The organism is Aminipila sp., from assembly GCF_032051575.1.
Taxonomy (GTDB): domain Bacteria; phylum Bacillota; class Clostridia; order Peptostreptococcales; family Anaerovoracaceae; genus Aminipila.
Map to the genome: position 1 here is coordinate 56,208 of NZ_DAMBYD010000012.1, position 14,833 is coordinate 71,040.

The 14,833-nt window shown below is 34.9% G+C and carries 8 protein-coding genes; 1 reads left to right on the forward strand and 7 read right to left on the reverse strand.

Annotated elements, in window-relative coordinates; translation table 11 throughout:
* Positions 1–14: 14 nt before the first annotated feature.
* The 3 genes from RTW14_RS15845 to RTW14_RS15855 all read right to left on the reverse strand — a co-directional run bounded on the left by RTW14_RS15845 (position 15) and on the right by RTW14_RS15855 (position 7,019).
* Positions 15–1,103: a flavodoxin family protein gene (locus RTW14_RS15845; protein WP_312653208.1), complete on the reverse strand. Its 1,089-nt coding sequence runs from the start codon at positions 1,101–1,103 to the stop codon at positions 15–17.
* 63 nt (positions 1,104–1,166) lie between these two features.
* The gene (locus tag RTW14_RS15850; protein ID WP_312653210.1) at positions 1,167–2,132 is read right to left on the reverse strand and encodes a lactate dehydrogenase; all 966 of its coding nucleotides are present in this window, start codon (positions 2,130–2,132) and stop codon (positions 1,167–1,169) included.
* Positions 2,133–2,150: 18 nt separating this feature from the next.
* A complete protein-coding gene (locus tag RTW14_RS15855; RefSeq protein WP_312653212.1) occupies positions 2,151–7,019 on the reverse strand; it encodes a nicotinate-nicotinamide nucleotide adenylyltransferase in 4,869 nt (1,622 codons plus the stop codon).
* A gap of 236 nt (positions 7,020–7,255) precedes the next feature.
* Here RTW14_RS15855 and gdhA point away from each other — a divergent pair, with 236 nt between their 5' ends.
* Positions 7,256–8,602, forward strand: coding sequence for an NADP-specific glutamate dehydrogenase (gene gdhA, locus RTW14_RS15860; RefSeq protein ID WP_312653214.1), 1,347 nt, complete (start codon positions 7,256–7,258; stop codon positions 8,600–8,602).
* 203 nt (positions 8,603–8,805) lie between these two features.
* Here the strand turns inward: gdhA and RTW14_RS15865 are convergent, their stop codons facing one another.
* The 4 genes from RTW14_RS15865 to RTW14_RS15880 form a co-directional block, all read right to left on the reverse strand.
* Positions 8,806–12,246: a pyruvate carboxylase gene (locus tag RTW14_RS15865; protein ID WP_312653216.1), complete on the reverse strand. Its 3,441-nt coding sequence runs from the start codon at positions 12,244–12,246 to the stop codon at positions 8,806–8,808.
* 258 nt (positions 12,247–12,504) lie between these two features.
* Entirely contained in the window at positions 12,505–13,302 is a 798-nt protein-coding gene (locus tag RTW14_RS15870; RefSeq protein WP_312653218.1) for a mechanosensitive ion channel family protein, read from the reverse strand.
* Positions 13,303–13,311: 9 nt separating this feature from the next.
* Positions 13,312–13,836: a cysteine hydrolase family protein gene (locus RTW14_RS15875; protein ID WP_312653220.1), complete on the reverse strand. Its 525-nt coding sequence runs from the start codon at positions 13,834–13,836 to the stop codon at positions 13,312–13,314.
* 11 nt (positions 13,837–13,847) lie between these two features.
* Positions 13,848–14,831 carry an ADP-ribosylglycohydrolase family protein gene (locus RTW14_RS15880; protein WP_312653222.1) on the reverse strand — a complete coding sequence of 328 codons (984 nt, stop codon included), beginning with the start codon at positions 14,829–14,831 and terminating at the stop codon, positions 13,848–13,850.
* Positions 14,832–14,833: the final 2 nt, after the last annotated feature.

Consider the following 14,833-nt stretch of genomic DNA (forward strand, 5'->3'; position numbering starts at 1 on the left):
TGCAAGCATTTGCTTTACTTGTTATTTATTTTACTTATACTTCTTAACATATTGTTTGCAAATTCAACGATGCGCCCCTCAATTCCTTCATTTTCCAATATAGTGTCAGGATTATTTGCAGTTTCCATCATGGCAAACCTGCCAGGGAGATAAAAAGTTTTATTCATATTAAGAGAACTTATTAATTGCTGTGCTACAATATCACTACCACTATATCCCGATACAATGATTCCAAACAGTGCTTTTTCATAAAATCGATGGGTTCTAAATAATGCCGTTAAACGGTTTATAAAAGCAGCAATATTGGCACTGACCGCATCATTATAATTTGGGCATACAAGTACTAATGCATCCGACTCTAAGATGGCTGGGTATACCTGTTCAGATATGATCCCGCCATAGAAACAAGTCCCCTTTTCTCCAAAATGCAGACACTGGCTATAGGGACAGCCAATACAATCTACAACTGCACCATTACGTAATGATATTTCTTTTATTTCACAGTTCATTAAATTATCCTTAATCTTATCCCATAAGATTAAACTATTGGAGGCATGCTTATTGCCGGCATGGAGCATTAGAATTTTAGGGGTGTCTTTTTTATTATACTGAAATGACATAACCCTTTTTACCAATTCATGCCCAGATTCCATATAAGCACCGACGTTATCTGTGTCTAAATTTTTTGCTACAATGTTAAAATTTTGTAATGATTTTGTACCTTCTACTAACGGCCTGCCAACAAACGTACAACCTGCCATATTGGCACTTAATACAAGCTCTCTGGCAAAAGATTTCGTGTATAATTCACTATTTCCATCAACAATTATTCCACCGACACTTCCTGCAAAACACAACCCTCTTTTTCTGATTTTCTTTAGGATGCCATACCATTCAAGGTTAATTCCTGATTCTCCAAGGGATACTGCAAAAACAATCCTTTTATTGGTAAAATCATATTCCTCAAATTCTTCCACTGTTGTAATTGTCTCAAAACCATATTCTTCTAAGCTTTTAGACAATATACCTTTTAATCTTCCCGTTTTAATTTTTTCTCTGCAATAAGGCTTAATTAATACTAAGTCATACGTCCCTGTACACAACACACCCGCCTCCTTTAATGACCTATCCCAATTTATAACATAAATTGATGGAAGGTCTAGATGCTAAATAATATTCTTTAAATTATCATAAGCATTTTTTATTCTTAAAAAAAGTTTCTCTGGCAAAAGTACATCTTCAAGCTCAGTCCCATGCTCTGTCATTCTGTTTAGCGCCCCTACATAAGCCCCTTCCTTATCTTTTCCTATAAAGTTAGAACTATAATGCCACTCGCCCCGTAATGTTAACAATATAGAAATTAGGCCGGAAGATAGTGCTGGCGCAATATAAGGTTTAAACCCAAAGTCTCTGACTTTTAAATTTGAATCAACCGTTAACCTTGTCAGTTCTTGTGAAATTTCTTCATTGTAATTTAATATGCTGTTGGCAATTACAAGATCCTGTCCATGCGGGCCAAAAGCTCTGCCTTCTTTAAGATAACTCTCATATCGATTATCTTTTTTCGCATAGTATATTGCTCTGCTATTCATAACACCTAGGCCAAATCCCTGTATCTGCTCAGCTAAAAGCTTACCCTCTGCTGCCAGATAAGCCGCCTTACATAAAGGATCCACCGGATCTGATACCACAGCAAATAGGCCTTTAAAATCTTTATCTGCTGCAATCCTTGCATATTGATCTATAATTTTCTTATTACTTTCAAATTGAATCATCCTTACATCCTGCACCTTTTCGTCTACTGTTGGAACAGCTTTTGATGCACAAAATATAAAAATATCACAATCAAATAATTCTTCCATTGTAATAATTTTAACATCAGGAAATTTTATTGAATCAAATGGAAATGCGATTTGATTCATTTCCATCTCATATCGCTGGGACATTTGAGGGTTCATATCACAAATCCCTACACTTTCTACAATGTCACCGCCCATAAGCTTTAACCCTGTTAAAAGCATTCCTCCTACATCTCCTAATGCTAGAATATTAACTGTTTTTTTATCTTTTAATAAAAATGGTACATAACCCTTAAAGCTAGTTCGATTATCTAAATCCGTTAATTTATACACCTTTGCATACTCCTATCATTAAATAATGTTCTTCAGTCGCATTAATTTTTCAATATCATTAGATAAATATATAGATGGTGCCAAATTTTCATCATATCTAACACAATAACCCTTATCCGGGCATCTTGGAGAATTGATTACTTCACCTAATCTACTCAATGTAAGATTCTTTTCAAATGCCTTTTGAAATTCTTGCTCAAGTACCTCTAAAATCTTTTTTGTACTTTCTAAACAGGTTAATGAAAAGTCAAAAACCATCTTCTTATTTTCTTCAGCTAGAAATGAAGGTAGTGCATACGGTAATATCAAATTAATAGATGGCAGTAAATTTGCATTAAAAGAATATTCTCTCTCTACACTATCTCCTCCAATAAAAGGATACATTGCATCATCTACAAACCAGGTTTTGAGATTAGGAATAAAGTAAGCACTGTCTACATTTCTTCCCTGAATAGCCATTAAATCCTTTCCTCTGCCAGAAAGTACGCCTACAATTATTTTCTCTACCTTTACACCCTTTCGCTTAAAAATCGGGTCCAATTCTTTTAATCTATGTCCTTTATGAAGCAAATCATCTACTAACATAATCGGTCGGTTAAATGATTCTATGGTTCCTATCTGATTTTCTAAAGTTGTGTAGTTAGGATATTCTCTAATTTTAAAACCTTTTATTTCTGCATCAAACACCTTTTCAGTATGAAGCGTCTTGGTTACCGTATTGGGAACCGCTTTTCCATCAAGTATCTTGCCAAAAGGTACACACATATATGGTCCTAAATTTCGAATCTTCGTTGCTTCTCTAGGTACACCATTTACTTCTGTAATCATATCTACCAATTTATGATGCATAATAGCAGAATTAAATGACAAAACAAGATTGCCTTTATATATCTTTGTCAACGACTCCTGCATAATTTTATGCGCTTCTTTCAAAACTTGTAAAACTCTTTCGTTTTTATTAAAAGGACTCTTTATTCTCATCTCCATATTTTCAAATAATATGACCGGAGATTTCATATCTACAAAGTAAATATTTGAATTGCACTGATTTTCCGCTATTCTAAAGAATCCTTGGCGTTGCAAGACATCCTCTAGTTTTTTATTTTTTATACTTGACTTGCAAAATGCTGGATTATAAACTGCATACGTAAACCCTCTGCGTAAACAATTTGCAATAGTTTCTGTCAATAGTATCTGTTCTAACTCTTCAATTATATTTTTATCACTTATTATTACTGCTCCTAGTACGATTATTTTGCCAGAGGAGTGTTCTCTTATATAAGACGCTATTCCTGAATTGTTAAACTCACTGTACAGGTTCACCGTATCAAGTTCATGAAACAGAGCTATACCTAATACCTTGTTATTATCACTTCTATTCCTTATAACTATTGAATTTACTGATTTATACTCTAAATAGTTAAGCAGGTCATCCTTAATTTCTGAAATATCACCCATTACCTCTTTAACATCATAAAAAATCTCAGAATTGTTATTTTCTGTTATATCAAAACTTATAGAAGAAGATCTAATAATACTTTTGTATTGTGGTTCTCTTAAATATAAACTGTTCTTATAAATGTAATTCTGTGCCACAGTATCAATTAAATTAGAAATATCCCTGTTATTGTCTATATTCTCTCTAATTCTAGTAGAACTTATGTCTTCTAAGTGTATAGGCAGTTTTAGTTCTATAACCTTTCCCTTTATCTGTTCATATTGGTGAATTAAATCTTCTGCTTGAATGTTTCCTTCCTCTACACTTGCTCTTTTAAAAACAATATGATTCATATGATGGATTGAATATGGCTCTATTTCTTTCATGTAGGAAGATGCATTTACAATTACATCACTTCCCACCACCATATATAATTCCTTATTGGCAAATATTTCAGTTAGTTGCTTTAAATCATTAGGATTAGCAATATTCACAGAAATGTTGTCTGGGAATAAATAAACATCACTTTCATCTGCTATAGACATACTTACAATTTGTTTTCGAATGATACGGGGCTGCGTTTTTTTGGACCATGAAAATTCATCTAATGCCAAATAAACCTCAAATCCAAGCTTCTTAATTTCTTGCACAATGCCTTTGTGACTAAGAGAGAATGGGTCAAAAGTTCCTGGGAAAAAGGCAATTTTAGTGATATCCCTAAAATCAAAATCTCCATACTGCATAACATAATCTGAAATGAAACGGTATAAGTGATTTAAAGCTGCAGCATTATTATAAAATGCCAATTCATTTTCCTTCTTTTCTGCAATAATGGTTACTATTTTTTTATACGTTTTTTCAAAAACTGTCCTTTTATCTTCAAGTAACAATTCATTATTTCCAAAGATGCTCTGACCAATAACAAGGAATGCTTCCTGACTTACTATTTCGTCATAATTAGCCAACCCTCTAACCAGCATGCCCAGCATTAAATCTCTGCGTCTTTCATATGTCTCAATTGATTCTTCAAACCTATTTTTATAGGATGGGTACCTTCTAATCATTACAGCCAGTGTATCTAACGTTACAGAAGCAATTCTTCTGTTGGTACTATCCTCAAGCTTTTTTAAGTCATGTATCAGCTCCTCAAGTTCTCTTGGATGCAGGTACATAGCCAGTTCACCTAAATATTCTGGAATGTACTTTGAAAATTGATATTCTCCAATTTCAAGTCCCTTTGTAAGTTCTATAATGATTTCATTCCTTTGATCTAATGTTAAAAGTTTAATAACCTGTAGTAACCCTTTTCCGGCACTGTGTCTTACAGTAACCCGTTCGCTTACCTTGATTAAATTAGAAAAGTGAGTTGCAATATGAAGTTTTTCTTCATATCTGCCCATGCTTAATTTGTCTAATAAAAACTCAATATTTACTGCTTTAATAACCCAAGGTGTTCCCACTTTCAAGTTTTCTAAATATATATCAGATTCGATTTGATTTTCATTATATAAAGTCTGCCCATACCTGCTATAATCTTGTGTATATTCTCCTATAGCTGCTAATATTTTATATTTTAAATAAACTATTGAAACTAAATCCTCGCTTACATTATCCATGATTTTAACCGCATATGGCTTAATCTTGCTCATTATGCTTTTTTCAGAAAATGTAGTAACCGCATATTTTGCAAATCTTAAGGCACCTATCTTTATTTCTAAGGGTCCTCTTTTAGATAGTTCCGCACCAAAATTCATCAGCTTAACCAAACTATTTTCACTACAGTTATTTAGAGGTACAACTAAAACAGCAGCAAGCAGTGTAAACGCAGTACCATCATCAATACTAATATTTTCAAAATAAGAGAAGAACACGCTGAGATATTTTTCTCGTTCTCCTTCAGTTCTGCATTTTTCCAATAAAGTAGCAATGATAGATTTCAGACTATATCCAATCCAACGTTTGTGTTGTTCTGTTACTTTATAATCTGGAAATACAATCTCCTCTAAAAATTGTTTCCAAAGATCTAATGCTGTAAGTTCTCTAGTATCAATATGTGCATCTACAGGAAGTTCCTTTCTAAATTCCTCATCATAATTTACTATGATGGCAGCCATAATGCCAGCAGCCTGCCTTCTTATATCTCCCTCCCTGTTCATAAGCAATTCATACAAGAAATGCAAGGTAGAAAGTTTTTGCTTCTGGGTCATGTACGTGGAATATTCGCTGAATATATTTAAATATGCTCGTATATTTTTCCATTGTTTTTCACTTCTTGCCTTCTCTAAAAGATTTACAAATGAAGTTTCATTATTTAGTTTGCTCATTAATGAAATATTGTGTTCTATTGCAAGGAATTTCAATTTTTCAATAGTTTGTTGTGAACTTAAAAGAGGCGCTCCTGTTTGATTTACGCTTATTAGTGTATTTGAATCCATTTCAACAGAAACACCTAGACTTTTGATATATTTTTCAAAATCAGTTAGTTTCGAATATACTCGAATGTATCTCTGCCTCTTTGCTTCATCAACATTATCTAATTTGTTTAGAATCACATCAAAAGAAGCCTTAAGTGAATAAAAATTCACTATTTCATTTCCATTTTCATCTCTACTACTCTTAACTCTAAAGTCTGCATAAATTAATACAAGCGATTCTACAGAAAGGTTTTCCAACTCTAAATCCCATGTAGAATGATTTGCAGCAATATGTCCAATTATTGGCATATTATTTTCTTTAAACAACTGATTAGAGTAGTAGTAATGTAAATACGGTATTTTCTTAACTTCACTAGGTTTACACCCATATTTGCCTAAGTCATGTCCAGCCGCAGCTCCTGAAACAAGCGCTATATCGATTGGCACACAAAGTTGTTTAAGTTGTCTTGCTATATGCATTGCAAGAAAATGTACTCCTGCTATATGTCCGCCAGTATTAAAGGCTGTTAGTTCCTTAAAAATCAGCATAAATTCATAAATATACTTTTCTTCCCAGAACTTTATGAACTTATTATATTCATCCTTTATACTGCACTCTTGTAATTCGTCATCATTGAGAAATTCAAAATTTTTTGCAGGGTCAAATTTACTATTTTGATTTTGCCAATTTATAAAAATACGAATTATTCGAAGAAGCACTGCTGCTCCAATGCTCTTTTTTATTTCTTGTCCGGTTGGGAACAAGTTCTCTACTATACTGTTTTTAACAAACTCAAGCCACCCCTCACTAGGTGTTAATTCTATTGCTTCAAGAGTAGACTTACTAACCTCAAGTATTTCTTTGCAGGTTATTTCTTCTAAAGACATTAAATGACCAATATTATCCAGCCAGTTGTGCTCCTTTAGCAAAATAACCATTTTCTTTTTTGATAGCTCTATTTCTTTTAAAAAGGACTTGTCGGTTAATGACATTTCTAATTGTTTATATATTTCCATAATTGCTTTCTTAGGCATAGGCTCACCTCTTCTGCTCTTGTAATTCAAACGTTTTATTTAAATTATATTATAACACCATTCTGGTAATTGTACTACTATTGTCACATCTTTAAATATTGCGTTTTTTCTGAATATTGAAACTTTGCTTTTTGGTCACTTTTTAGGGATAATTTCGTTGACTACAAATTGCCGAAGTGCTATATTGAAACTAAGTTGAGTACTTAAATTATTAATGTGAGAAGAGGAGAAAAATTATGTCAAATTATGTTGAAAGAGTTATCGCCCAGTGTATTGAAAACAACCCTGGCGAAGTAGAGTTCCATCAGACAATTGAGGAAGTACTTTCTTCATTAAAACCTGTTATGGAACAGCATCCTGAATACGAAGCTGCTGGTCTTCTTGAAAGATTAGTAGAACCTGAAAGAGGAATTACTTTCAGAGTAGTATGGACAGACGATGCTGGTAAAGTACATGTTAACAAAGGATACAGATATCAGTTTAACAGTGCAATCGGACCTTACAAAGGTGGTTTAAGATTTGCACCAACTGTATATCCTGGAATCGTTAAATTCTTAGGTTTTGAGCAGATTTTCAAAAACAGTTTAACTGGTCTTCCTATTGGCGGTGGTAAAGGTGGTTCAGATTTTGATCCAAATGGAAAATCTGATGCTGAAGTCATGAGATTCTGTCAGGCATTTATGACTGAATTATATAGACATATCGGTGCTGAAACTGACGTTCCTGCTGGTGACCTTGGTGTTGGTGGTAGAGAAATTGGTTACATGTACGGTCAGTATAAGAGAATCGTAAATAGATCTGAAGGCGTTTTAACTGGTAAGGGATTATCTTACGGTGGATGCTTGGGAAGAACAGAAGCTACTGGTTTTGGTATTGTTTGGTATGCTGAAGAAATGCTAAAAGCAAATGGTGAAGACTTAAAGGGTAAGACCGTTGCTATTTCTGGTTTTGGTAATGTATCTTGGGGTACTGCTTGGAAGTTAAAGGATTTAGGCGCTAAATTAATCACTATCTCCGGTCCAGATGGATATATCCTTGATGAAGCTGGAATCAACACAGATGAAAAAATTGCTTTCCTTCTTGATTTAAGAGCATCTGGAAAGAATATCTGCGCACCTTATGCAGACAAGTTCCCAGGTTCTAAATTCTTCCCTGGTGAAAAACCTTGGGGTGTTAAGGCTGACTTATATATCCCTTGTGCAACTCAGAACGAAATTCGTAAGGAAGATGCAGAAGCGTTTGTTAAGAATGGTGTTAAGTTCGTTTGTGAGGGATCAAACATGTCTTCAACTAACGAAGCTATTAAGATTATGCAGGATGGCGGAATCATTGTTGGACCTTCAAAAGCTGCAAATGCAGGTGGTGTTGCTACATCTTGTATCGAAATGGGACAGAATGCTGGTCACACTGTATTTACAACTGAGCAGGTTTACGAACAGCTTCACAATATTATGGTTGGTATCCATAAAGCTTGTGAAGAAGCATCTCAGAAATACTATGGAAAGTATGACTTAGTAGCTGGTGCTAATATTGCTGGTTTCCAGAAAATTGCAGACGCTATGATGTCTCAGGGTTTAGTATAAACACTTTCAAACAAATAATATAAAAAAAGAAGTCTACGATTTGACTAAATCGTAGACTTTTTTTTTATAATTACTGTTAATAGGCAATTTTGAGGAGTTCTTTGTCAAATGGTGATATGAGAAGATTGACGCACATTCAAATGCACGAACGCAAATGAGCGTGCCCCATATAGAAGCACGCTCACATTTATTTTTATTTATAACTATTTAAGTTCTACAATCAATTCGCCTGCTTTTACCTGCTGGCCTTCTTTAACGTAAACTTTATCTACAGTTCCTTTCATTGGAGCTATAATGTTAGTTTCCATCTTCATAGCTTCAATAACTGCTACAGGCTGTTTCTCTTCAACCGCTTCGCCTTCCTTAACAAGAACCTTAATGATACTTCCAGGAATATTAGCACCGATCTGCGCAGGATTATCAGGATCAGCCATAGGCACTGATGCTTTAATCACACCCATATTTTCTAGATCCTTATCCTTAATTAAAACAGAATGTCTGTTACCATTCACTTCAAATACTACTTCTCTTAATCCTTCTGAATCAGGGCTCTTAACTTCCACTAGCTTTATAACAAGTATTTTACCTTCTGCAATCTTGATTTCACAAGTTTCACCCTCTGCAAGACCGTGGAAGAAAATGTCACTACCCATCATTCTGAAGTCGCCATCTTTTTTGATGCTGTTAATATAATCCACAAATACTTTTGGATATAAAGCATAGCTCATTACTTCCTGATCAGTACCTTCAAGACCAAGTTTTTCTACAAGACCTTTTCTTATATATTCAAAATCCTCTGGTGGTAAAAGTTCACCTGGTCTGCAAGTAATTGGCTTCTTATCCTTCAAAACAATCTTCTGTAACTTTTCTGGGAAGCCACCCTGAGGCTGACCCATCATACCTTCAAAGTAAGATACAATTGAATCAGGGAAGTCGATATCAGCAGCTTTCTCATAAATGTTTTCAGGCGTCAAATCATTTTGTACCATGAAGATTGCCATATCACCAACCGCCTTTGAAGAAGGAGTTACCTTAACGATATCCCCAAGCATTTCATTAACTGTCTTATACATATCCTTCACAGCTTCAAACTTATGCCCTAAACCAAAGCTTTCAACCTGAGGTTTAAGATTTGAATACTGACCACCAGGTATTTCATATTTATATATTTCAGCGGTACTTACCTTAAGATCTGATTCAAAACCATTGTATACTGGTCTTACTGCATTCCAGTAGTTTGAAATTTTCTGGATTCCATCAAGATCAATACCTGTACTTCTTTCCGTGTTTTCAAGTGCTGCAACTAAAGTATTAAGCGCTGGCTGGCTTGTAAGCCCTGCCATACTGTTAAATGCAGTGTCTACAATATCAACGCCCGCTAATGCTGCCATTAAGTTTGTAGCCCCACCATTACCACTTGTGTCATGTGTATGAAGATGAATTGGAATTTCAATTTCATTCTTAAGGCTTTCAATAAGCTTCTTAGCTGCCATTGGCTTTAACAAACCAGTCATATCCTTAATTCCTAAGATATGTGCGCCTCTCTTTTCAAGCTCTTTAGCCATATTTATATAGTACTTTAAGTTATATTTCTCTTTTGTTTCATCTAAGATGTCACCTGTGTAGCATATACAAGGTTCTGCAACCATACCCTGTTTAAGAACTTCATCTAGAGCAACTTCCATGCCTTCAATCCAGTTTAGTGAATCAAATATACGGAATACATCAATTCCTGCCTGAGCTGATTCTTTAACGAATTCACGGATTACATTGTCCGGATAGTTCTTGTATCCAACAGCATTAGCACCTCTAATCAGCATTTGGAATAAAATGTTAGGAACTTTTTCTCTTAGTGTCGCTAGTCTTTCCCATGGTGATTCTTTAAGGAATCTATAAGATGTATCAAAAGTAGCGCCACCCCACATTTCTAGTGAGAATAAATTCTGACCATACAGAGCAGTAGCTGGAGCAATCTTTTCCATGTCTATGGTTCTTACTCTTGTAGCCATCAGTGACTGCTGAGCATCTCTCATAGTTGTATCGGTTAAAAGAAGTTCTTTTCTTGAACTGATCCACTTAGCAAGCTTTTCAGGCCCTTCTTCATCTAGTCTCTGCTTTGTACCTCTTAATTCATTTATAACATCTGATTTTATCCTTGGGAATACTGGTACGTCAAACTGCGGTTTTTCACCCTTTGTTTCATTTACAAATTTATTTCCAAGGAAGTTTAATATCTTAAGCTCTGGATCATCACCATTAATTTCAAATAAATCTGGATTATCCGCAATAAAACCAGTATCACATTTACCTGCTCTGAAAGTTTCATGATTTAAAACGTTCATGATAAATCCTATATTGGTCTTTACACCCTTAATCTTAGCTTCATCAAGAGCTCTAAGTGCTTTAGCAATAGTATCCTCAAAAGTTCTTCCCAATGCAGTTACTTTTACAAGTAAGCTGTCATAGTAAGGTGTAATAGTAGCACCTGAGAAACCATTACCACCGTCAAGTCTGATACCAAAACCTGAACCAGTTCTGTAGATATCAATGACACCAGTATCAGGCGCAAAACCATTGTTTGGATCTTCAGTTGTAACTCTGCACTGAATTGCGTGACCTCTTGGCTGTATATCATCTTGACTCTTAATATTAATCTTATCTGAATCTAGTCTGTAACCTTCCGCTGCTAAAATCTGTGATTGAACCAAATCAATTCCTGTAACCATTTCTGTTACAGTGTGCTCTACCTGGATTCTTGGATTCATTTCAATAAAGTAATGCTGTCCAGTGCGATCTACTAAAAATTCAACTGTACCTGCACTTCTGTAATTTACTGCCTTTGCAATCTTAAGTGCATCTGAACAAATTTTTTCTCTCTGCTCTTGAGTAATACAAATAGCTGGTGTAAATTCTACAACCTTCTGGTGTCTTCTCTGAATAGAGCAGTCTCTTTCATGAAGATGAACTAAGTTTCCATAATTATCTCCAAAGACTTGCACTTCAATATGCTTTGGCTTTTCAAGGTATTTTTCAATGAAAATGTCATCAATCCCAAAAGCTTTCTTTGCTTCACTCTTTGCACTTCTAAATTCAGGTAACAGTTCTTCAGCAGTACGAACAATTCGCATACCTCTTCCACCGCCGCCTGCTGCTGCCTTAAGCATAACAGGGAAACCACATTCTTCTGCTATTTTCTTAGCTTCTTCCTCATTCTCAATGGCTTTTTCTACACCTGGAATAGTTGGAACACCAACTTCATGGGCAACAATTTTAGATTTGATTTTATCTCCAAGTCTGTCCATCATTTCATGTGTAGGCCCAATAAATATAATACCTTCTTCTTCGCACTTTCTTGCGAATTCAACATTTTCTGAAAGGAATCCATATCCTGGATGAATTGCGTCAACACCCTTTGCCTTAGCCAATTCAATAATCTCATTAATGCTTAGATAAACATCAACTGGTGATTTGCCTTTACCTATCTGATAAGCTTCATCTGCTTTCGTACGGAAAAGAGAATTTCTGTCTTCTTCCGAATAAATAGCTACTGTTCTAATGCCGAGTTCTTTACAAGCTCTAAATACTCTGATTGCAATTTCACCTCTGTTTGCAACCAAAACTCTTTTAAACTTCTGCTGCTGCATTCTAAAATCTCCTTATAACTAAATAACTCAAATAATTAATAACTTTATAATTTAGAAACAATTTGTGTAATATCACAACTTTTTCAATGTAAATCCTTTTATTTACATTATGTTTTTGTTTTATCTCACAATATTCCCTTAACATACAAACTAATTATACGAACTTTCGTATTCCCTTGTCAATGTATATTTATCATTAAACCAATCGTTTTTGCGTATATGTCGATAATTTTTTTCTATGGATGTCATAAAAAAACTTTATTTTTTGTAATGAACTTCTAATTGTGGATATGGAATTGAAATTCCGGCTTCATCAAAAGCTAATTTAACACTTTCTTCAAGAAAATATTTAACATTCCAATATTCTTCTGTTTTACACCAGACTCTTAAATCAATATTCACACAGTTATCTCCATGCCCTGAAACACCAACAAAAGGTTCCGGTTCTTTAAAAATTTCTGAATTTGCTTCAGCTACTGCCAGAAGCAATTCCTTTGCTCTCGATATATCATCATCGTACCCGATACCAAATTTGCAATCTACCCTTCTAGTCGCCTCCGATGAATAGTTTACCATAACTGCATTCGTAATTTTTCCATTGGGTACACTAACTACCTTATTATCAAAAGTTTTTAATATTGTATATAGCAAATCAATTTTCTCAACTATTCCTGCAACCTCTATAATATCAATATAATCTCCTCTTTTAAAAGGTTTTGTCACAAGAATAATAATTCCACCTGCAATATTCCCAAGACTGTCCTTTAATGCAAGTGCTATAGCCGCACCGCCTGCGCCTAAAACTGCTATAAATGTTGATGTAGGAATTCCCATTACTCCTAAAATTGTAACCAGTAAGATTACCCACAAAATAACTTTAGTGGAATTTTCAATAAATGTATGCAATGAAGAGTCCAAAGCTGTTTTATTCAGCGCACGTCTGGTTATACCAAGGGCAATTTTTATCAATACAAATCCGATTATCAAAACCAGTAATGCTTGTCCAAATAATTCTCCAAAATCAATCATTTTTTCTACTGCTTTTTCTGAAAACATAAACATCTCCTATATAATTGTAATCTGACACATCTTCATTGCCTCAATTGCATTATTATGGCTTTGCGGTGTCACTCCTGCACAACAAGCTGAATCTACAATAATGGGAGTCTCCCAAAATCTTGTCTTTAGGTTCATCGCATTACTTATCACACAAATATCTGTGCATAATCCAATTAAAGTAATGCTTTCTATAGAATCCTTCTGTTCTTCACCTATTATTTGTATTAATTCCATGGAACCAAATGTAGGTTTATCTATTACTATCACTTTTTTTCCTTCGCTGGCTGCCATTATTTCAGTTTTGATTCTCCAGCCATCCGTGTATTCGATACAATGTTTTACTGGCAAATTCTTACCCTCCATTGTTTCTAAATAATTTTCCTTATGGGTATCTCGTGTGTAATATATTTCACCATCAAAATCCCTTATTTTTTTCTCAACCTTACTTACTATAGCCTGAGCTTCTGAAGTCCCTAAAGCACCATCTATAAAATCGTTCTGCATATCCACGACTACAAGTATTTTTTTCATTACGAGATCTCCTATTTCATTAATTTTCTTGCTGTGTCCATAAAATCAAGGCTGCCAACTGTTTGTACTCTTCTTTTCCAGTTTTCTGGTATCAACATTGCCCCAGAATAGGCCCCGCAGATATTTCCACAAATCGCGCCATTGGTATCCGCATCATCGCCGCAGTTTACAGCAGCTGGTATGCCTTTTTTTGCATCTCCATCTACCGCATAGAATACTCCCAAAGCCAAAGGAACAGATTCATAAACATACATACTTGCTCCTATATACCCAACTAATTCATCTAAGATAAATTCAATTCCTTTATCTCTATTTTCATCCACAATTCTCTTTGCTAATAGTATTCTTTTTGACACCATAGGTGCCGTTATGTCTTTACCTATTTTTTCGCCATAAACAGCTGCATCATATGACATATCTATAACCTCTTCTGTAGTATAACCGCCATAGACGCCTGCCGCAACTGCTATTGCAACAGCACAGGCTCCTGCCACACAAGGTCTGCTCCCATGGCTTGGCATGGAAGACTCTGCTGCTGCCCTCATACAACCTTCTAAATCATTCCAATATTTTACACCAATAGGTGCAGCTCGCATGGCACTTCCATTAGTAGCACTGTCTCCTGATGTTTCCTCTGGATTCCTACCCTCAATTAATGCAGTTAAGTATCTTCTTGTAGAAGGACCGATAACCGTAGTTTCAAGCATTTTTTGCTCAATAGCCCATTGCTTCATAGCTTGATTAAAGGGGTCTATTTTAAAACTGCCATGATTTATTAATACATTACTAATAATAACACTTTCCATTGTGTCATCAGTAATTTCTCCTGCCTGTAACCCCCCATGATAACTTTGTTCTTTAGCCTCAGGGGCAATAAAATCATTAATATAACCATAAGTATCTTTCATTTTTTCTCTGGTAAAAAATGATGCAGGCATCCCCATTGCATCACCAATTGCTCCTCCTACCAAAGCTCCATAAGCTCTATCCAGCATCT

Coding starts and splice junctions, on each gene's coding strand:
- RTW14_RS15880 (WP_312653222.1), bottom strand. CDS start 14,831: ATGCTGGATAGAGCTTATGGAGCTTTGGTAGGAGGAGCAATTGGTGAT.
- RTW14_RS15865 (WP_312653216.1), bottom strand. CDS start 12,246: ATGCAGCAGCAGAAGTTTAAAAGAGTTTTGGTTGCAAACAGAGGTGAA.
- RTW14_RS15855 (WP_312653212.1), bottom strand. CDS start 7,019: ATGCCTAAGAAAGCAATTATGGAAATATATAAACAATTAGAAATGTCA.
- RTW14_RS15870 (WP_312653218.1), bottom strand. CDS start 13,302: ATGTTTTCAGAAAAAGCAGTAGAAAAAATGATTGATTTTGGAGAATTA.
- gdhA (WP_312653214.1), top strand. CDS start 7,256: ATGTCAAATTATGTTGAAAGAGTTATCGCCCAGTGTATTGAAAACAAC.
- RTW14_RS15875 (WP_312653220.1), bottom strand. CDS start 13,836: ATGAAAAAAATACTTGTAGTCGTGGATATGCAGAACGATTTTATAGAT.